Source organism: Segatella copri (assembly GCF_019249655.2).
GTDB lineage: Bacteria > Bacteroidota > Bacteroidia > Bacteroidales > Bacteroidaceae > Prevotella.
In genome coordinates, this window is record NZ_CP137557.1 from 1,416,088 (window position 1) to 1,435,232 (window position 19,145).

General features: G+C 46.9%; 13 protein-coding genes, 2 pseudogenes and 1 riboswitch. Of the genes and pseudogenes, 12 read left to right on the forward strand and 3 right to left on the reverse strand.

From position 1 onward, the window contains the following. Positions 1 to 12: 12 nt before the first annotated feature. Positions 13 to 1,695, forward strand: coding sequence for a RagB/SusD family nutrient uptake outer membrane protein (locus KUA49_RS05380; RefSeq protein ID WP_218412332.1), 1,683 nt, complete (start codon positions 13 to 15; stop codon positions 1,693 to 1,695). 74 nt (positions 1,696 to 1,769) lie between these two features. Here KUA49_RS05380 and KUA49_RS05385 read toward each other — a convergent pair. Both KUA49_RS05385 and KUA49_RS05390 read right to left on the reverse strand, forming a co-directional pair. Next, a pseudogene (locus KUA49_RS05385) lies at positions 1,770 to 2,576 on the reverse strand (outer membrane beta-barrel protein); the annotation flags it as partial. Between the two features lie 15 nt (positions 2,577 to 2,591). Then, entirely contained in the window at positions 2,592 to 3,818 is a 1,227-nt protein-coding gene (locus tag KUA49_RS05390) for a hypothetical protein (protein ID WP_218412333.1), read from the reverse strand. A gap of 194 nt (positions 3,819 to 4,012) precedes the next feature. Between KUA49_RS05390 and KUA49_RS05395 the strand changes: the two genes are divergently transcribed. From KUA49_RS05395 to KUA49_RS05440, 10 genes and pseudogenes are all read left to right on the forward strand, one after another. Beyond that, complete coding sequence (locus KUA49_RS05395) at positions 4,013 to 4,756, forward strand: hypothetical protein (RefSeq protein ID WP_218412334.1); 744 nt, start codon at positions 4,013 to 4,015, stop codon at positions 4,754 to 4,756. Between the two features lie 40 nt (positions 4,757 to 4,796). Then, positions 4,797 to 6,320 (forward strand): sensor histidine kinase, encoded by a 1,524-nt coding sequence (locus KUA49_RS05400; RefSeq protein ID WP_218412335.1) that lies wholly within the window; start codon positions 4,797 to 4,799, stop codon positions 6,318 to 6,320. 82 nt (positions 6,321 to 6,402) lie between these two features. Continuing rightward, positions 6,403 to 7,135 (forward strand): annotated as a pseudogene (locus tag KUA49_RS05405) (response regulator transcription factor). Between the two features lie 260 nt (positions 7,136 to 7,395). Then, a complete protein-coding gene (gene rhuM / locus KUA49_RS05410) occupies positions 7,396 to 8,766 on the forward strand; it encodes a RhuM family protein (protein ID WP_218412337.1) in 1,371 nt (456 codons plus the stop codon). 9 nt (positions 8,767 to 8,775) lie between these two features. Next, a complete protein-coding gene (locus tag KUA49_RS05415; RefSeq protein ID WP_218412338.1) occupies positions 8,776 to 9,894 on the forward strand; it encodes a glycerate kinase in 1,119 nt (372 codons plus the stop codon). Between the two features lie 70 nt (positions 9,895 to 9,964). After that, the gene (locus KUA49_RS05420; protein ID WP_218412339.1) at positions 9,965 to 10,603 is read left to right on the forward strand and encodes an HAD family hydrolase; all 639 of its coding nucleotides are present in this window, start codon (positions 9,965 to 9,967) and stop codon (positions 10,601 to 10,603) included. A gap of 120 nt (positions 10,604 to 10,723) precedes the next feature. Continuing rightward, a riboswitch (cobalamin riboswitch) is annotated at positions 10,724 to 10,944 on the forward strand. A gap of 135 nt (positions 10,945 to 11,079) precedes the next feature. Continuing rightward, positions 11,080 to 13,008, forward strand: coding sequence for a TonB-dependent receptor plug domain-containing protein (locus KUA49_RS05425; protein WP_218412340.1), 1,929 nt, complete (start codon positions 11,080 to 11,082; stop codon positions 13,006 to 13,008). A 46-nt stretch (positions 13,009 to 13,054) separates the two neighbouring features. Next, positions 13,055 to 14,218 (forward strand): hypothetical protein, encoded by a 1,164-nt coding sequence (locus KUA49_RS05430; protein WP_218412341.1) that lies wholly within the window; start codon positions 13,055 to 13,057, stop codon positions 14,216 to 14,218. 10 nt (positions 14,219 to 14,228) lie between these two features. Beyond that, positions 14,229 to 15,344, forward strand: a complete 1,116-nt coding sequence (locus KUA49_RS05435) for a PKD domain-containing protein (RefSeq protein WP_218412342.1) — start codon at positions 14,229 to 14,231, stop codon at positions 15,342 to 15,344. Between the two features lie 68 nt (positions 15,345 to 15,412). Beyond that, positions 15,413 to 16,381, forward strand: coding sequence for a DUF4465 domain-containing protein (locus tag KUA49_RS05440; RefSeq protein ID WP_218412343.1), 969 nt, complete (start codon positions 15,413 to 15,415; stop codon positions 16,379 to 16,381). 157 nt (positions 16,382 to 16,538) lie between these two features. Here KUA49_RS05440 and ettA read toward each other — a convergent pair whose 3' ends face one another. Then, a complete protein-coding gene (ettA, locus tag KUA49_RS05445; RefSeq protein WP_006847047.1) occupies positions 16,539 to 18,236 on the reverse strand; it encodes an energy-dependent translational throttle protein EttA in 1,698 nt (565 codons plus the stop codon). Between the two features lie 200 nt (positions 18,237 to 18,436). Between ettA and KUA49_RS05450 the strand changes: the two genes are divergently transcribed. After that, entirely contained in the window at positions 18,437 to 19,090 is a 654-nt protein-coding gene (locus tag KUA49_RS05450) for an MgtC/SapB family protein (protein WP_218412344.1), read from the forward strand. The last annotated feature ends 55 nt before the right edge of the window (positions 19,091 to 19,145 follow it).

The following is a 19,145-nucleotide window of genomic DNA, read 5'->3' on the forward strand; positions in this document are numbered from 1 at the left end:
AATCAGAAAGTTATGAAACGATATAGATTTTTATTTCTGCTGTTGGCGGCATTGTCTATGACATCCTGCCTGGACGAACATCCTAAGGATCAGTTGGACGAGGATGCCATCTATGGCTCTGCATCTGATATTTATATCAATGCCGTGGCTTCTCTCTATAATTATATAGGTGGAGCTAACGAGAGTGAGGGCATCCAGGGCACCTGCCGTGGCATTTACGATTATAATACGCTGACCACCGATGAGGCGATGATTCCGATTCGAGGCGGCGACTGGTATGATGGTGGCCTCTGGAATGCCATGTACCAGCATCGGTGGAGTGCCGATGACCAGTCTCTTTATGATACGTGGAAGTACCTTTATAAGGTTATCGTGCTGGCTAATAAGTCTTTGGATATTATCAGCAACAAGTCGGCCCTGCTTTCTGCCGCACAGCAGGAGGAATATCGGGCTGAGATAAGAGCCATCCGGGCTATGTTCTATTACTATGCTATGGACATGTTCGGTCGGGTTCCATTGGTCCTTTCCAGTGCAGAACAGCTCCATTCCAGCCTGTTCCAAGGTCAGACAGATCGCAGTTCTATCTTCCAGTTTGTCTTTCTGGAGTTGCAGCAGGTATTGCCTTCACTTCCCGACCAGCACAGCAATAAGGAAGGCAATTATTATGGTCGCATCACCCAGCCGGTAGTCAACTTTCTGTTGGCGAAATTGGCTTTGAATGCAGAAATCTATATGTATGATGACTGGACCCAGGGTTATGCGAGCCGTCCGAAGGGAAGTGACATTCATTTCTCTGTGCCGGCTTCTGATGCCTCTTTGCGTAATGGCGATAAGGTGGACTGCAGGAAGTTGAATGCCTGGGAAACCTGCATTTATTATTGTGATAAACTGGCAGAAGAAGGCTATGTCCTGGAGTCGGATGATTCATTCAATTTCTCTACGCATAATGAGACATCGAAGGAGAATATCTTCACGATTCCGATGGATAAGAATATCTATACCAACCAGTTCCATTATCTCTTCCGCTCTTACCATTATACGCATGGCGGTGTCTTGGGATGGGGAAGTGAGAATGGTACCTGTGCTACGATTTCTACGATGAAAGCCAATCATTATGGCGAGGTTGATGAAGATGCCCGTTGCAAGATGAACTTTGTGGCGGGAGTGGTAAAGGTAGATGGTCATGAACTGCTGATGGATAATGGAAAGCCGTTGGAGTATCAGCCTTTTGAAGTGGCTCAAAACTTGACCAACAGTAAGTTTGTCAAGACGGCTGGAGCGAGAATGGCGAAGTATGAGGTGGATAGAACCTCTTATATGGACGGCAAGTTGCAGAGTAACGACATAGTTCTTTTCCGCTATGCAGATGCTTTATTGATGAAGGCAGAGGCAAAGGTTCGAAACGGAGAGAATGGTGATGAGGAGTTGAATAGGATTCGTGCCCGTGTGGGAATGCCTTACCGTAAGGCTACGCTCGATAACATTCTGGAAGAGCGGTTGCTGGAGTTGGTATGGGAAGGATGGCGTCGTCAGGATCTCATCCGTTTCGGCAAATTCACCGGTGCCTACGATCTCCGTATGCCTCTTCAGGGTGAATCCTCCGGCTACACCACTGTCTTCCCGATTCCTCAGAAATGCATCGATTTAAATTCTGAATTGGTACAGAATAAGGGATATGTCAATATTTTGAAGTAAAGAAACTTGAATAGAGTATATGAAAAGAGAAAAGCTCGTCAGGACTTTGAGGGTCTTGGTGAGCTTTTCTCGTTTTATTTCCCGAATCTGGAAGTATCTACTTCTTCATGCTGCTTGACCTTGTAGCCGCCGAAACGATAGATGAGGGAGAGGCCGATGATTCTGCCAAAGTACATGTTGTTGATGACGTGCTGACCTCGGTAGGTGTCGTGCAGATGATTGTCGCCTGTCTCGAAGATGTCGTTGCAGTAGGCTTTCAGCTGGAACTTGTCATCCTTGAGAGGCTTCCAGGTGAGGGCAGCGTTGAGATTGCCTGAGGCAGGGATGTCGATGATTCCTTGGATGGCGTCGGTATGGACGGAAGCATCGAGGTTGAGAAGCACATGCTTTCCAAAGAGAAAAGTGCCGTTCCACTGGGCTTGACAGAACCATTTGCTGCGGTCGAATGGAAGATCATAGAAGTGGGAATTCTTGTCGTTCTGATATACGCCAGTGAAGGTAAGGCGATTCTGCCACCAGTTGCCTATGTTGATTGGGGCTGTGAGCATCAAGCCTACCTGGTTTACATGGTCGAAGTTGACATGCTTGTATTCCATCTCCTTCTTCTTGTCGCTCTGGTAAGGAAGCTGACGGAATTCATCTTTCGAATTGTTGAAGAAGAGACTTGCCACGTATCTGCTGTGCAGAATGTAGGTAAGCGAGAGGCTGAGGTCTCGTGATGGCTTCAACGTCGGGTTTCCAACAATCTTTCCATATCCGCCCACATTATAGGTGGTGAAGTTCTTCACTGACCAATAGGTAGGGTAGTCTCTGTCGCAATCCAAGTCGAATTGGATGATGTGTCCAGCTTTTGGGAGATAGGTGATGGAGAGTGTAGGGAAGAGGTTCCACTCATCTCAGATTGGGGTGTGGTAATATTCTTCCATGAGCGATGCTTCCATCGTGAGTTTTTGGCCGAACGACTTGCTGGCTCCGATGTAGAAACACATTTGATCTTCGGTTTGAATGGTGTTGCCATCAGAAGACTTGTTGTTGTTTTCCTGCGAACTCTTGTCTCTTGATGTGGTGTAATTGATGCCGTAGTTCAAGCCCCAGTCTTTTCCTAAGTCGTGCTCCTGCTTGAGGTATGCGTGCCATTTGTCGATTCGTTGCTGGCTTGTGATGTCGTAAATCTCATCGTAGAGACTGCTTTTCAGCCATTGCTCATCCGGAGAATTATAATAGGTGTATTCAGCTCCTGCCGAGAAGCCGAATGGTGTGGAGTAATCCAGGCGGAAATTGTGAAACTGACTCTTGGCATGGATTCTGAGAAGGGATGTGAAATCGCCATCATCCTCTGAAGTTCCTCTCGTGTTATTGAGTTGTGAGGTGTAGGCAAAGCTGAGCTGATGATCCTTTGCCAGATGATAGTTGATTCCCAGTCGGATATTGTGGTTGAGATGACGTTTGATATTGTCGCTATGTGTAGAGAAGGCATAGGAAGTGCCATCAGTCAAGGTGTGGGCAAACTCATTTTCATAGTAATAATATCTCTTGCCATGACCGAAGGAATAGAGCATGTCTATTTCCCATTTCTTGTTGGTGAAGAGTAAGGAGGCGCGCTCTGTGTAACTGTTGCGGTTCTGGTGGGTGTAGCCGCCGAAGAACTCGCCTTGCAGGGAGTGAAAGCCTGTGTTGTGCTTCAGCAGGAGGTTGATGACTTGTCCCTTTACCTGATAGCGGGCTGGGGCTGAATAGACAACTTCAGCGTTGGCGATGCGGCTGGTAGAAATCGTTTTCAGAAGCGAATAGAGCGTCTCGCTCGTCATGGTGGTAGCCTTGCCGTCTATCATCACGGTTACGGATTGGGCGTTGAGAGTCAAGGCTTCATCTTGTTCGCTCACGCCAGGCAGTTGCTTGATGGCTTCATAGGCATTATCCACCGGATGGTTTTTGATGAGTTGAGGCAGGTCATAGGTCAATGCTGCTCCTTTCACCTTTACGATAGGTCGGTTGCCTTTTACCATCACATCGGGGAGGGAATGGATGATGCTGTCCATTCTCAGGGAATCATTTCTGTTTTCTTGTGCCCAGTCGGCAAGACTGCTGGCCAGACAAGCGCTTAATATAACCAATCTTTTCATATTCTTCTTATCTTTTTATCGTTCTTTTGGAAGGAACCCTCCCGATTTCGGTTGCAAAAGTACTGCAAAAATCTCGTGTCAGCAAGGAATTTTGATTATCAAGTCTTATCAGAAGTGTTATTTAGTCTTATCAAATCAGAAATAATTCCCTGAAAAGTATCTTACTTATCTTCTTTTTTATTACTTTTGCAAGCATGAAAGAGAAACGAAGAATATTCATATTGGCAGTTGTGGCTTGCTTTTGTACATTGGTAATGCAAGCACAGGAAGTGAAGAGTGTTTCTTTGGATTCCATTCCGAAGGCATCTTTACCTAAGGAAGGTATGTCGTTTAAGGAAGGTATGTCGTTGGAATATTCTCGTCCTTCGCTCGGTGGATTTCCTGTACTTCAAGGCAAATCTTATTACTCTGAATCGAATGCACCTTGGATGTCGGAAGAAGGAAAACCTTTAGAGATTGCGCCGAATGCAATACCTCATATTTCTCTTCCTTCCCCGAATTTGGGTACGATGGCGGTATATTCTTCGGGTATTGAAGTCCCTGGACTGATGAATAGGCAGACTGCAGGGGTTGTTTATCAACAAAATTTCGGGCGTTTTGTTTTTTCTCCTTATGTCGGGATAGAAAAGATAAACACGGGAGTATATGGATTGGGCAATCTCACCAAAGCTTCTTTTGGTGGGCGAATGGCTTATCAGGTAAACGACTGGTTCACAGTGGGATTCTATGGACAATATGTTCCAACGAAAACCTCTGACCCTCGAAGCGTCATCATGTCTCCTTTCAATCCCAAGAGCAGCTATGGTGGCTTCATGGAAGTGATGTTCAATCAACATTGGGGGATAGGAGCCAAGATGGGACGAGAGTTTGCGCCACAAAAGAATGGTAAATGGGGATGGAAGAATACCACGGAGGTTTATCCGATTTTCAGAAAATGAGTATTTAATTCATCTGGAAAAATCTTTAATAAAGGAAAGAATGAAGTTACATCTTAAATACATAGTTACGCTCGTCATCACGGCTTTGGTCTGCATCTTCGCATATCAGACCTATTGGCTCGTGGGGCTTTATCTGTCTCAGGAAAAAGGGGTTGAAGCGAAAATCAAGGGTGGAATGGAGTACGCTCACTTCATGGAGATGAAGAAGCGAATCGAACGATTGCGCAATGATGATAAAGGACCTCATAGACAACTGACGGGTGCTGTTGCCTTTTCTATGGATGAAGACGATGATATAGATCAAAAGGTAAAGGTTAAAAAGGTTCGTGGAGGAAAGATCGTTCAGTCTGTTCAAACAACTTTTACCAAGCAAGAGAAGCATAGTGAAGATGACAAGGACCAGGAATTGATGATGATGATGTCGGGCAAGCTGGCAACTATGGTGCAACAAGCGCTGTTTGGCAAATTGAATGAAATTGCCAAACCAGACATCAATGATTATGACAGTGCATGGGTTGCCAAGATGCTTTCAGACAGTTTGTTGGTGGGCGATAATGCTCATCCACTTCCGCATCAGATTCAGCTTTTTGCAGGAAAGAAGGTTTTGGCGAAAGTGACGACGAAGGGGTATGTGCCTTCCGCCAATGCCAAGCAATACCAATATGTGGTTTGTAATGAGGGGGAGGCGAATGAGGAGAAATATGTCCTTACCCTAGAGCCGCTTACGATGACTGTGCTCAGCCAGATGGCAGGCATCCTTGCCACATCGCTCTTCATCATGCTTATCCTGGCTTTCGTCTTCTGGTTCCTGATTCATACGATGCTCAAGCAGAAAACGCTTGATGAGATGAAGAGTGATTTTACCAATAATATCACGCACGAATTGAAGACTCCGATAGCCGTAGCCTATGCTGCCACCGACTCCCTGCTGAACTACGGAATGCTCCAGCATCCTGATAAGGCGCGCAAGTATCTCACCATCGCCCAGGAGCAGTTGCAGACGCTCAGCGGATTGGTGGAACAGATTCTGTCGATGAGTATGGAACGACGGAAATCGATGCTTCTCAATATCGTGGAAGTTCCAATAAAGGAGGTGATTGAACCATTAATCTCCCAGCATCAGCTGAAAGTGAATTCAGGAGTAAGAACGGATAAAAAAGTGAATGTTTCGTTGTCTGTAGAACCGGAAAATCTGATGGTTCATGCCGACCGGATGCATTTCTCAAACATCGTGAGCAATCTCATAGACAATGCTATCAAGTATTCTGAAGATAGCGTGAAGATAGAAATCAAGGCTTTCCAAAAAGCCGAGGATGAAGTGCTGGTTTCCGTATCAGATAATGGAATCGGTATTGACCACGATAAATTGTCTTATATTTTCGACAAGTTCTATCGGGTGACGGATGGCAATAAATATACGGTCAAGGGCTATGGTCTCGGGCTTTTCTATGTCAAGAGCCTGATGGATAAAATGGGCGGTTCTGTTTCCGTAGAAAGCGAGCCGGGAAAAGGAAGCTGCTTTACTTTGCATTTTCTTAAAGGTAAAAGGGTAAAAAGAACATAGTCCCCTTTGCACCCCCGTTCCCAGCGATTCCATCGCTGGTCCCCCAGTCTTAATCTTAAAAGTAAAAAGTAAAAAAGAAGCAATGAATAAGATAAAAGTATTATTGGTAGAAGACGAAACATCCTTGGCGATGATTCTGAGCGACACCTTGGAGGCGCAGGGCTTCGAGATGCGCACGGCGCATGATGGCGAAGAGGGGCTTCGTATGTTCGATGAACAGAAGCCTGATGTGCTGGTTGCGGATGTGATGATGCCCAAAATGGATGGTTTCGAGATGGTGCGCCGTATCCGCAAGACGGATTCCCGTACCCCTGTGCTTTTCCTCACGGCTCGTTCGGCGGTGAATGATGTGGTAGAGGGATTTGAATTGGGTGGCAATGATTATCTGAAGAAGCCGTTTGCCATCCAGGAGCTCATCGTCCGTATCAAGTCGCTTTGTCATCGGGCTTCAGTAGGAAATATTTCTTCTGAAGAACAGGAAGGGGGGAATGTTTCTCCTGATAATCCGAATGCTGCTGATCAATGGCTCTCCATCGGTCGTTATCGCCTGAATGTTACCAGTCAGATTCTGCAGTTGGAAGGTAAGGATACAGAACTGTCACATCGTGAATCCGAAATCCTTCGCATGCTTGTGGAGAGCAAGAACAATGTGGTAGAGAGCAAGGATATTCTCCTGCAACTCTGGGGCGATGACAGCTTCTTCAATTCCCGCAGTCTCCATGTTTTCATCACCAAGCTCCGCCACAAGTTATCTGCCGATGAAAATATCAGAATCATCAATGTGAGGGGGATTTGGGTATAAAATGATTTGCTAGAATCTTGTAAAAGAACTATTCTTCCTCGCCATCAACAAGCGCATCGAATGCTTCTTTGAAGTATTCCATCTATCCATCGATCTATCCAATCAGGATGTTTGTTTCGAAGAGATGTTGCTAGAAGGTCTCCGTCAAAAGCTTTGTTTTTGAAAGTTTTTCCCAAAAAGGTTTGTGGTTTCAGGAATAATGGCTAATTTTGCGGGCGGGAAAGCGTCACTCCTCATTGGTGATGCTTTAGGGAATGATAAAATAAATAGGATATGAATAAGAGATTTGATAGTATCAGACAGATGGATGAGGCTGGACAAGAATTTTGGTCGGCTAGGGAATTGGCATCTGTTATTGGTTATGCAGATTATCGTAATTTTTGCAAAATCATAGATAAGGCTAAGGTCTTATGTGTACAAAACAATAAGAGTGTAGAAGACCATTTCGTTGAAGTCAACGAAATGGTTACTATTGGTAGTGAGGCAAAGAGAAAGCTGAAGTCCTACCATCTTTCCCGTTATGCTTGCCTTCTTATTTCTATGTCGCTCAGTTCCAAGAAAGAGAATGCATTGCCTGCATTAGAGTATTTTTCTGGTAAGCAGAATTTATCTTCTTCTTCATTGCAAAATGCTGATACTTATAGCAATACGGATATTGTGTTCTTCTCTGATTCGGAAGGAAAACTGAGAGTGGAATTAGTCTTTGATGGAGATACGGTTTGGACGACACAGAAGAGAATTGCAGAAATCTTTCAAGTAGATGTGCGAACAGTGAGCTATCACATCAATGAAATCTTGAACAGCGGAGAACTCAATAAATATTCAGTTATCCAAAAATCTTGGATAACTGCGGATGATGGGAAGAAATACGAAATGAATGTATATAATCTGGATATGATTATTGCGGTGGGCTATCGTGTGAACAGTTACAAGGCAACTCGTTTTCGTCAATGGGCAACCAATACCTTGAGCGAATTTATCCGAAACGGTTACGTGTTAGATGATGAGCGTTTTAAGCAAGGTGGAAAGCAGGTTCAGGTGAAGTTTGATCAGTTGCTGGAACGTATTCAGGAGATTCGAGCATCCGAGCGTATGGCTTATCAAAAAATAACAGATATTTATGCCACGGCTTGCGATTATCAGAAGAATGCTACTACAACGCAGGAGTTTTATGCCAAGGTACAGAATAAGTTGCATTGGGCAATTACGGGTAAGACGGCAGCAGAAATCGTTTATTCTTCTGCCGATGCAACCAAGAAACACATGGGATTAACTTCTTGGGCTCAAGCTCCCGATGGTAAGGTGTTGAAATCGGATGTGACAATAGCAAAGAATTATTTGCATATAGAACAGATGAAGGAATTGAATGGTCTTGTTTCTGCTTATATTGACTTAGCTGCCAATCGTGCCAAACGCCATATTCCAACGACTATGGAACAATGGGTCAAGTTCTTGGATGGTTTTCTTGAATTATCATCTTATCCAATTTTGATAGATAAGGGAAAGGTTTCGGCTCTTGAAGCTCGGTTGAAAGCTTATGAGGAATATGATAAGTTCAGGGTGATTCAAGACCGTGAGTTCTTGTCGGATTTTGACAAGGAAGTGATGAGGTTAAAAGGAGAATTGGGGTTGTTTGATAAATGATGATTAAGCATGAAAAAAATAATAATTGCTTGCGACTCTTATAAGGGCTGCCTTTCGAGCAGAGAGGTGAATGAGGCGATTGCTTCGGGAGTGAAGGAATGGAATGCGGATGAGGCTTCTCCCGAAATCATTACCCTGGAAATGAGTGATGGGGGAGAGGGAATGCTCGATGCTTTTCTCTTGGCGATGAAGGGAGAGCGAGTGAGGATTCATGCCCATGATGCGCTGATGCGATGGATTGAGGATGAATACGGAATCGTGGATGATACGGCGATTATTGAGATTGCGCAGACCGCAGGACTGGCTCTGATTGAGCCTGAACAGCGCAACCCGATGAAGGCTACTTCCTGGGGCGTGGGCGAGATGATTATGAATGCTTATCGCCGGGGCGTGTGCCGTTTCATCGTGGGCTTGGGCGGCAGCGCCACATCTGATTGCGGCATCGGAATGCTCAAGGCGATGGGCGACGACTGGAAGAAAATCCGACAGGAATGCAGTTTTGTGCTGGCTTCGGATGTTACCAATCCGCTCTGTGGCGAAAACGGGGCGGCTCACGTCTTTGCGCCTCAGAAGGGAGCTGATGCTAAGATGGTGCAGATGCTGGATGATAGGGCGAGGAAGTTTGCCGAGGTAAGCGCCAAGTATTTCGGATATGATAGAAGTATGGTTTCCGGGGCTGGTGCTGCCGGCGGACTGGGCTATGCTTTCCTGCAATATTTCAATGCTGAGGCTCGTCCTGGGGCTGAACTTCTCTTGGATGAGATTGGTTTTGATGCACTCATTCTGGATGCAGATCTCGTGATTACGGGCGAGGGACATAGCGACCGTCAGACCCTGATGGGGAAGTTGCCGCAAAGGATTTTGGAGCATGTTCTGAAGTGTAAGAAATCGGATAAAAGCCATGTTGTCTGTTCGCAGCTTGCCGGGGATTGCAAATCCCCGGAATCTTCGTTCCACCTTGTGTGGCTCGTGTCGGGTGGCGTAAGCGACAGGCAGGCGATGCTGAATGCAGGTTTTGATAGAGTGATTCAGGTTACTCCTGATAACATGCCTTTAGAAGAAGCGATGAAGCCGGATGTAGCCCGTAACAATATCATCAAGGCGATTCGTAGGCAATTTGCTTTGTAGTTTCAGTTATTATCCGTATCTTTGCGCCCGATTATCAAAACAGGGTAAAAAGAATAAGAACAAGAAAATAATGAAGTATATAATTTTTGATTTTGATGGAACCATCGGCGATTCGCAGAGTCTCATCGTGAAGACCCTGCAGGATACGATGCGTGCAAGAAAACTGGAGGTGAAATCGGATGAGGCTTGTGCCAAGACCATCGGTTTAAGACTGGATGAGGCTTTCGTTTCGCTCTTCGGAATGAGTGCTGAGGAGGGACTGGAATGTGCGGCAACCTATCGCGAAATCTTCCTGGAGAACAAGAAGACGATGATCGTGCAGCCCTTCCCTCATGTGATAGAAACCCTGAGAGCGTTGCACCGTCAGGGCTATGTTCTGGGAATGGCCAGCAGCCGCAACCATTGCTCGCTGGATGGATATGTGAAGCAGATGCAGCTGGAAGATATTTTCTCTTCTATCGTGGCAGGCGATGATGTGGAGCATGTAAAACCGGCTCCCGATATGGTTTTCAAGGCTTTGGGAGAAATGAAGGGAACTATTGATGAAACCCTCGTGGTGGGCGATATGAACTTTGATGTGGATATGGCGCATCATGCCGGCTGCAAGGCCTGTGCCGTGACTTATGGCAACGGAACCCGCCAGCAGCTCGCTTCTGCCGAATGGATTATAGATGATTTCGCAGAACTTCTGAAAATCGTAAAAGAATAAAAAGGAAATGAGTAAAAAGATAAATTTATCGCTGATGTAATAAAAAAGCTGATAAAATTATCTTTTTATTCATTTTTTTATAGTACCTTTGCACTCGCAATTGGTTTGCTGCCACCTTCTGCCGCCCTAGGCAGGACTGGTGCGTAGTGATTTAAAGGGAATCGGGTGAGAAGCCCGGACAGTCCCGCTGCTGTAAGCGTCTTATTGCGGCAAGCACCATGGTCACTGACAATTTTTCGGGAAGACCGCTTGCCATGAGTTTTGCATCTTTTTATGTTTACATAGAGTGAGATGCTGGGAGGACGCAAGTCAGAAGACCTGCCGTTGCCATCGGAAAAGAAATTCCCAAAGAATATCTCTGGGATATAAAAAGAATACGATTCCGATGATTCTATCCAACCCCGTGGGATGGGTTCGTGATGGAGACATACAGATATTTACTTATTATATTAAGGTTTAAGGTATAAGGAGATTAAATGAGAATAGGAAAATTACTGCTGTGCGTCGGGGGATGCATGGCAGCAAATGCTGTATCGTATGGGCAGAGTTTTCGAACCGATTCGGTGCAGGCCTTGGACGAGGTGGTGGTGAAGGCAATGCAGGAGGTTACTCCCCACCAATCCATCAACTATCAGCAGTTGCAGAACCTGCCTTCCAATAATGTGGCAGATGCGCTGAAATATATGGCGGGCGTGCAAATCAAGGACTATGGCGGATTGGGTGGACAGAAGACCGTGAACGTGCGGTCGCTCGGATCTCAGCATGTGGGCGTTTATCTGGATGGAGTACGCATCACCAATGCCCAGAACGGTACGGTGGATTTGGGAAAGTATTCGCTCTCTACCCTGGAATCGGTTTCGCTCTTCAATGCCAACAAGACAGAGATGCTGATGACGGCTTCGGAATATGCTTCCGCCTCCACGGTTTATCTCAAGACCCATCGCCCCGACAGCACTCAGCTCAAGGCTTCCTACCAGTTGGGCTCGTTTGGAACCCACAAGTTGGCAGCCACTTACAGTTATCGGAATTGGGGCTTCATAGATGCTGCCTTTACTCATAGCAAGGGCAACTATCCGTTTGAATATCATACGGAATACGAGGACACCACGGGAACCCGCCGCAACTCCGACATCACGATGTTCCGCATCGAAAGCTGCGCCTTCTACAAGGGATTGCAATGGCACACGTATTACTTCAATTCCCGAAGGGGATTGCCGGGCGGAATCGTGCGCCGACTCTCGGATACCTACACCGATGTGGGCAGGGAATGGGACCGCAACTTCTTCTCGCAACTGTCGTATCGCACGCAGATTCCTTTCGGAAAGCATCAGCCTTCATCGGAAAATCTGCATTCGATAGGCATCAGGGCAATATTGAAATACGCCAACGATTTCCTGCATTACCGTTCGGATTATCCGGAGAACATCTCGGTTCACGCCAACAACAGGTATCATCAGCAGGATGTATATGTGGCGCTCTCGGCTTCCTATCAGATTCGCGATTTCGGCTTCTCAGCTTCCAGCGACCTGCGATGGAGTGACCTCACCACCGATGTGAAGAATTTCCATTACGTCTATCGCCTGGACAGCAAGAGCTCGCTCTCGGCGTTCTATCAGCATGGGGGATTGAAGGCTAGCGTAAGCGGACTTTATACGCATCTCGCCGACCATACCCAGGGCAAGGCAAAACCTCTGCATAAGATGACGTGGAATGCGCTGGCTTCCTATACGTTGGGCGACTGGACCCTCCGCTCGTTCTACAAAACCGTGTTCCGGGCACCAACCCTCAACGACCTCTATTATACGATGGTGGGCAACCGCAACCTGAAGCCGGAATTTACCAAACAGGTGGATGTGGGAATTACCTTCCGCAAGCCTTTCATCGATGTGCAGGCAGACTGGTATTACAACCGGGTGGAAGACCGCATCGTCTGTCTGCCGCTCAAGGGTTCGTATCAGTGGACGATGCTCAACTATGGCTACACCCGCTGCATGGGTGTGGATGTGAGCGTGAATGCGCATTATCGTCAGCATTCCCTGCTCCTTACGGGCACGTATCAGGATGACCGGAACCGCACCAACCCGAAGGAGGATGCCTACAATGATTTCATCGCCTATTCGCCTAGGTGGTCGATGACGGCGGTCTATACCTTATTATATAAGGGTTGGACTGCATCCATCTCCCACATGTTTGTGGATAAGCGATATTGGACGGCGGAGAATGCCATCGAAGACCCATTGGCTGCGTATAACTGCACCGACCTGAAGATAGGCTACCGATTCCTGCGCCACTATACGGTGGAGGCAGAGTGCCAGGACATCTTTGACGAGCGTTACGAGATGATTCAGCGCTGGCCGATGCCGGGAAGGAGATTTGGCGTAACCTTTAGGGTTGAGAGTTTATAGTTGATAATTTATAGTTAATAGTTTATAGATGATAGATTTTCTGAAAATGAGAATAAAATTTGGAAATAAGATATTAGGAATGCTGGCGATGATAGGATTATCGCTCAGTTTTGTCGCCTGTTCCAACGAGAATGGAGCGGATGATTCCCAGCCGGTAAATCCTCCTACGCTTATCGGCGAGAATCTCATCGTCTGCAACGAGGGAAACTGGCAGTCGGATAACGGGCAGCTTTCCTATTACGATGGAACGGCGGGTGTGCTCACCAACAAGTGGTTCCGACAGGTGAACGGCAGCAAACTGGGAGATACGCCCAATGACATCGTCCAGGTGAATGATACGCTCATTGCCATCGCCGTGAACTGGTCGAACATCATCCAGTATATTCATCCCGACGGAACGGCTTGCGGGGCTACCGAGAATGTGCCCAACAATCGCAGAATGTGCGCAGACGGCAACTATCTCTACATCACATCCTACGCCCACCAATGCGGCAACCAGACCTTCGAAAAGGGGTATGTGGCTAAGATTGATGTGAAGACCAAGCAGGTGGTTGCCACTTGCGAGGTGGGCTGGGAGCCTGAGGGAGTGCGTCTTTATGAGGGCAAACTCTATGTGGCAAATACCGGAGGCTACGCTTTCTCTGAGAATCATGCGTATGAAACCACCGTGCAGGTGGTGGATGCTGAGACGATGAAATCCATCAAGACCATCGATACGGGCTGCATCAATCTCTATGGCGAAATGTCGCAGGCAGGCCAGTATCTCTGCATCAATTCCTGCGGAGATTATTACAATGTGAAGCCTAAGACGGTGATAGTGGATTGCAAGACAGATAAGGTTTCTACTTTCGATTTCCCTTGTACCTATAATACCACCGATGGCAAACTGTTTTATACCGTTGGTTCCGAATTCTCGTATAATACGGGGGCGTATGTTTATCAGATCAAGACCATCAATCCTGAGACCAAGGAGGTGAAAGATGGTATCTTCTGTGAAACCATCACCCAGAAAATCAAGGAGATAACTTCGCCATACGAGCTTTATATTTCGCCTTATACCCAAAACGTGTATTTCACGGATGCGGGCAGTTATGGCTCAGCGGGTTATCTTTATGGCTACACCAAGGAGGGACAGCCGGTGTTTGCGCCGCAGAAAACGTATGTGAATCCGGCGCATATCCTGGCTTTGCCGATTTATGAAAACAAGTAAGATGAAAGATATGAATAGAATTTTAATGAGCACATTGCTGAGCCTTTCCATGGGAGTGGCTTCGGCACAGACACAGAATGTAGAAGTTGTGGAGTTGCATCCAGCTCCAGGACAGTTTGTCAACACCATGCCTCAGGCTGAGGAGGGAACCACCCACGAGGAGGTTTGCAAGGAGGCTACCGAAGCCTTGAATGATGGTCAGATTGTGCATCTGGGTACTTACGGCGGATACGTAACCGTGAAGTTCGACCACCCAGTACAGAACAAACGAGGTTCCGACCTCCGCATCAAGGGCAACGGCTTCTATAGCAGCGGTGACCCGAAATATGGCAAGGAGACCATCGGCGGTTCTTTTGAGCCTGGTATTGTTTATGTGGGTGTGGGCAATGATGTGAACACCTGCAAGTGGTATGAACTGGCTGGTTCTGAGTATTATACAAATGAGATTCACGATTTCTCCATCACCTATCACAAGCCAGTGGCAGAGGAAGGAGAGCATTCGCAGATGTTCTCTTCGTTTGATAACTACATCAAGTGGGAGGCTTCATGGACTGATAAGAACGGTGAACGCCGGGATTCTACGGGCTATCATATGAAGATTTCATTCCACAAGCAGTCTTTCTGGCCTTTGTGGGAGGAAGGAGAAACCCTAACCTTCAAGGGAGGTAAGTTGCCGAACAATGCCGTGAATTACGGTAGTGAAACTAAGCAATACTGGGTGCTCTATCGCTACGCCAAGGATGCGTATGGCTATGTGGATGCTTCGCTCAATACGGATGATTACTCCACCTTCGATATCGACTGGGCGGTGGATGAGCAGGGCAACCACGTGGATTTGGAGGAAATCAACTTCGTGAAGGTGGTGAACGGAACCTTCCAGTATTGTGGCTGGCTGGGCGAGACTTCTACCGAGGTAACAGGCTTCCAGGATCTTCATCTGGTAGAAGGTTATGATGAGAATCCTATCATCATCACCCCTCGTACCTCTACAGGACTTTCAGTCATCAAGACCGACAGTAAGTTTGCCGCCAAGGATGATAGCTATTACGACCTGATGGGTCGCCGTGTGGCTACTCCGCAGAAGGGTATTTATATCAAGAATGGCAAGAAGATAATCTTCAAGTAAAGTCCTCTTCTGGGGCGAATCATCAATCAAACAGAAAATTCAATTATTAATAATAAATAATGTAAAGTATGAAAAAGATTTACTCGTATTCTTTGTTGGCTGCTTTCGTTGCAGCCTTGTTGAGTGTTTCATCTGTAGCGAATGCACAGGATAACAATGCAGCAGTGACTGCTGAGGCTTCGCAGGATGCTGCTGTGGCTACCTTCGAGGATTTGACCTTGGAGCCTAAAAGCCACTGGGCTGGTCCTGCTGATAATGCAGAGGAAGTATCTGGTGCTTATGGTCCGGAATGGGTTGGTACTTTCAAGAGTGGTTCTTATGAGTTTGTCAACTCTGTAAACCCAGCTTGGGGTTCCTGGATGGGTTGTTCTTACAGCAACATGACCGCAACCTCATTTGAATCTTTGGACAAAGACCAGTGGAATTCTGCTGCAGGCCATGGTGCTGAGGGTTCTACCAATTACGGAGTATTGTATGGAAATTCTCTTCCTAATACACCTATGGAAGTAATCAAGGTGGCTGATGCTCCTGATGGACGAGTAGTAAAGGGTATGAACATCACCAACTCTGCTTGGGTTGTAGAATGCGTGAAGAATGGCAATGGAGCTGCCAATAAGTTTAAGCAGGGTTCTTGGTTCAAGGTAATCTTTACTGGTACTAAGGCTGACAAGTCAACAGCTTCCGTAGAGTATTATCTGGCTGATTACCGTTCTGAGAATGAGGCAGACTGGACTTGTCTGACAGATTGGGATTGGCTTGACCTTTCTTCTTTGGGCAAGGTTGTTTCCCTGAGCATCAGCTTTGATGGTACAGACAAGAGTTATGGCTATCTGAATACATCAACCTATGTTTGCATCGACAATGTGGGCTGTGAGAAGAATCTTTCTACTGGTATTGCTACTGGCAAGTGGAACAGCGTAGAGCTTCGCGAGGTGGCTCGCTTCTCTGCTGACGGCAAGCGAATCTCTGCTCCTCAGAAGGGTCTCAACATCATCCGCATGAGCGATGGTTCTACCCGCAAGGTAGTAGTAAAGTAAATATTTACCCTTAAGGCAAAAAAAAAATAGCCTTAAGGGAAAATATTTTTTCCCTTAAGGCTAAATATTTAATTGCTTCTAGGAATCTATTATTGCTTCCTTTTTCGAAACTTTATTCCTTTCCCAGGAATCTATCATTGCTTCCTTTTTCGAATCTTTATTCCTCCATCAGCTTGCGATAGCGACCCTTCTTGATTTCTGTATCGCCAAGACGGCGCGCCTTGTTGATTTCATACTCAGAATAGCTGCCCTCGAAGAAGAATACCTCACCGTTGCCTTCGAAGGCAAGAATGTGGGTACAGATACGGTCGAGGAACCAGCGGTCGTGGCTGATAACCACCGCACAACCGGCAAATGCTTCCAAACCTTCCTCTAATGCACGTAGCGTGTTCACGTCGATATCGTTGGTAGGCTCATCGAGAAGCAATACGTTGCCCTCTTGCTTCAATGCCAAAGCCAACTGCAGACGGTTGCGCTCACCACCCGAGAGAACACTACAGAGCTTGCTCTGGTCGGTGCCCGAGAAGTTGAAGCGGGAGATGTAAGCACGTGCATTCACATCTCTGCCACCCAGACGCAAGGTCTCGTTGCCCTGGGAAATTACCTCGTAAACAGTCTTCTGAGGGTCGATGTCCTTGTGCTGCTGGTCAACATAAGCCAGCTTCACGGTCTCACCCACCTCGAATGTGCCGCCATCAGCCTGATCCAAGCCCATGATGAGGCGGAAGAGGGTAGTCTTGCCGGCTCCGTTAGGACCAATCACACCTACGATGCCGTTAGGAGGAAGCATGAAGTTGAGGTCGTTGAAGAGAACCTTTTCGCCGAACGCTTTCTTTACATGCTGAGCCTCAATCACCTTGTTGCCCAGACGAGGACCGTTAGGGATGAAGATCTCCAGCTTCTCCTCGCGCTCCTTCTGCTCCTGGTTGAGCATCTGCTCGTAAGAGTTCAGACGAGCCTTACCCTTAGCCTGACGGGCCTTAGGTGCCATGCGAACCCATTCCAACTCGCGCTCCAATGTCTTGCGGCGCTTAGAGGCAGTCTTCTCCTCCTGAATCATTCGCTTGGTCTTCTGGTCGAGCCATGAAGAGTAGTTGCCCTTCCATGGAATACCTTCGCCACGGTCCAACTCCAGAATCCACTCGCTCACGTCATCGAGGAAGTAGCGGTCGTGGGTTACGGCGATTACGGTACCCTCATACTGCTGCAGGTGCTGCTCCAGCCAGTCGATGCTCTCAGCATCCAGGTGGTTGGTAGGCTCATCGAGCAGGAGCACGTCCGGCTTCTGCAGGAGCAGGCGGCAGAGAGCCACGCGGCGGCGCTCACCACCCGAGAGATTGGTAACTGGCCAATCACCAGGAGGACAATGCAGGGCAGCCATCGCACGCTCCAGCTTGGAGTCTATGTTCCAGGCATCGGTAGCATCAATGATATCCTGCACCTCAGCCTGACGCTGCATCAGCTTGTCCATCTTATCAGGGTCTCCGTAATATTCTTCGAGACCGAACTTATTGTTGATGTCCTCGTATTCAGCGAGTGCATCATAGATTTTCTGCACACCCTCCATCACGTTTTCCTTCACGGTCTTGTTCTCGTCGAGCGGAGGATCCTGAGGCAAGTAGCCCACAGAGTAGCCTGGGCTCCAAACCACCTCACCCTGGGTAGGTTGCTCAAGTCCTGCGATGATTTTCATCAACGTAGATTTACCGGCACCGTTTAAACCGATGATACCGATTTTTGCTCCGTAGAAGAACGATAGGTAGATGTTCTTCAGAATCTGTTTCTGGTTTTGTGGGATAATCTTAGATACGCCCACCATTGAGAAGATGATCTTCTTGTCGTCAACTGTTGCCATATATATTATTAAATAATGTGTATTTGTGAATAAATTGAGTAAATTGCCGAGTTTGGCACTAACAGTTGCAAAGATACATTATTTTTTTGTAATTCTCGCCTTTCTTTCAAAAAAAAGTTGTATATTTGCATTTATTGTAGTAAAAAAGAGGCTCACGATGGGCTTCTTTCATCTTTTGATTTTTAAAAGAAAGGAATAATATGGATGCAACCTATGTAGACCTTACCATTCGTCTGTCTCTCGCCCTGGCTTTGGGCGGAGCGATAGGCATCGAGAGAGAGTATCGTGCCAAGGAGGCGGGGTTTCGCACTCACTTCCTGGTGGCTTTGGGCAGTGCGCTTTTCTGTGTGGTTTCTCAATATGGATTCGGATTCGAACTGAAGGATTCTTCCCGAGTGGCGGCACAGGTGGTGTCGGGCATCGGATTCTTGGGTGCCGGTACCATCATCTTTCAGAAAAATGTGGTTCGAGGCCTGACCACGGCAGCTGGCTTGTGGGTAACGGCGGCGATAGGTCTGGCATGCGGTACGGGCATGTATATGGCGGCGATACTTACCACGGCGATGGTGTTGATGGGATTGGAGGTGCTGAATTATCTGATACCGCAGTTGGGAACCTCTACCATCGAGCTGAATTTCTCTGCACCATCAAGGGATAGCGTGAAGGAATTCATCAGTAAAATCAAGCAGAAAGGCATGGAAGTTCATTCTTACGAACTGAAAGAACGGAGATTTTCTAAGGAAGAATTTGTGGAGGCGAGCATTGAAATAAAAGCCAAACGGGGTTTCCATACGCTGGAGATTCTGGATTATATGAATGATTTCTCGGACGTCACGATTTCGACGATTAAATAGAAAGAAAAGATAAAAAGGAGTTAAGACCATCATCTTAACTCCTTTTTATCTTTAT

Coding starts and splice junctions, on each gene's coding strand:
- KUA49_RS05380 (WP_218412332.1), top strand. CDS start 13: ATGAAACGATATAGATTTTTATTTCTGCTGTTGGCGGCATTGTCTATG.
- KUA49_RS05390 (WP_218412333.1), bottom strand. CDS start 3,818: ATGAAAAGATTGGTTATATTAAGCGCTTGTCTGGCCAGCAGTCTTGCC.
- KUA49_RS05395 (WP_218412334.1), top strand. CDS start 4,013: ATGAAAGAGAAACGAAGAATATTCATATTGGCAGTTGTGGCTTGCTTT.
- KUA49_RS05400 (WP_218412335.1), top strand. CDS start 4,797: ATGAAGTTACATCTTAAATACATAGTTACGCTCGTCATCACGGCTTTG.
- rhuM (WP_218412337.1), top strand. CDS start 7,396: ATGAATAAGAGATTTGATAGTATCAGACAGATGGATGAGGCTGGACAA.
- KUA49_RS05415 (WP_218412338.1), top strand. CDS start 8,776: ATGAAAAAAATAATAATTGCTTGCGACTCTTATAAGGGCTGCCTTTCG.
- KUA49_RS05420 (WP_218412339.1), top strand. CDS start 9,965: ATGAAGTATATAATTTTTGATTTTGATGGAACCATCGGCGATTCGCAG.
- KUA49_RS05425 (WP_218412340.1), top strand. CDS start 11,080: ATGAGAATAGGAAAATTACTGCTGTGCGTCGGGGGATGCATGGCAGCA.
- KUA49_RS05430 (WP_218412341.1), top strand. CDS start 13,055: ATGAGAATAAAATTTGGAAATAAGATATTAGGAATGCTGGCGATGATA.
- KUA49_RS05435 (WP_218412342.1), top strand. CDS start 14,229: ATGAATAGAATTTTAATGAGCACATTGCTGAGCCTTTCCATGGGAGTG.
- KUA49_RS05440 (WP_218412343.1), top strand. CDS start 15,413: ATGAAAAAGATTTACTCGTATTCTTTGTTGGCTGCTTTCGTTGCAGCC.
- ettA (WP_006847047.1), bottom strand. CDS start 18,236: ATGGCAACAGTTGACGACAAGAAGATCATCTTCTCAATGGTGGGCGTA.
- KUA49_RS05450 (WP_218412344.1), top strand. CDS start 18,437: ATGGATGCAACCTATGTAGACCTTACCATTCGTCTGTCTCTCGCCCTG.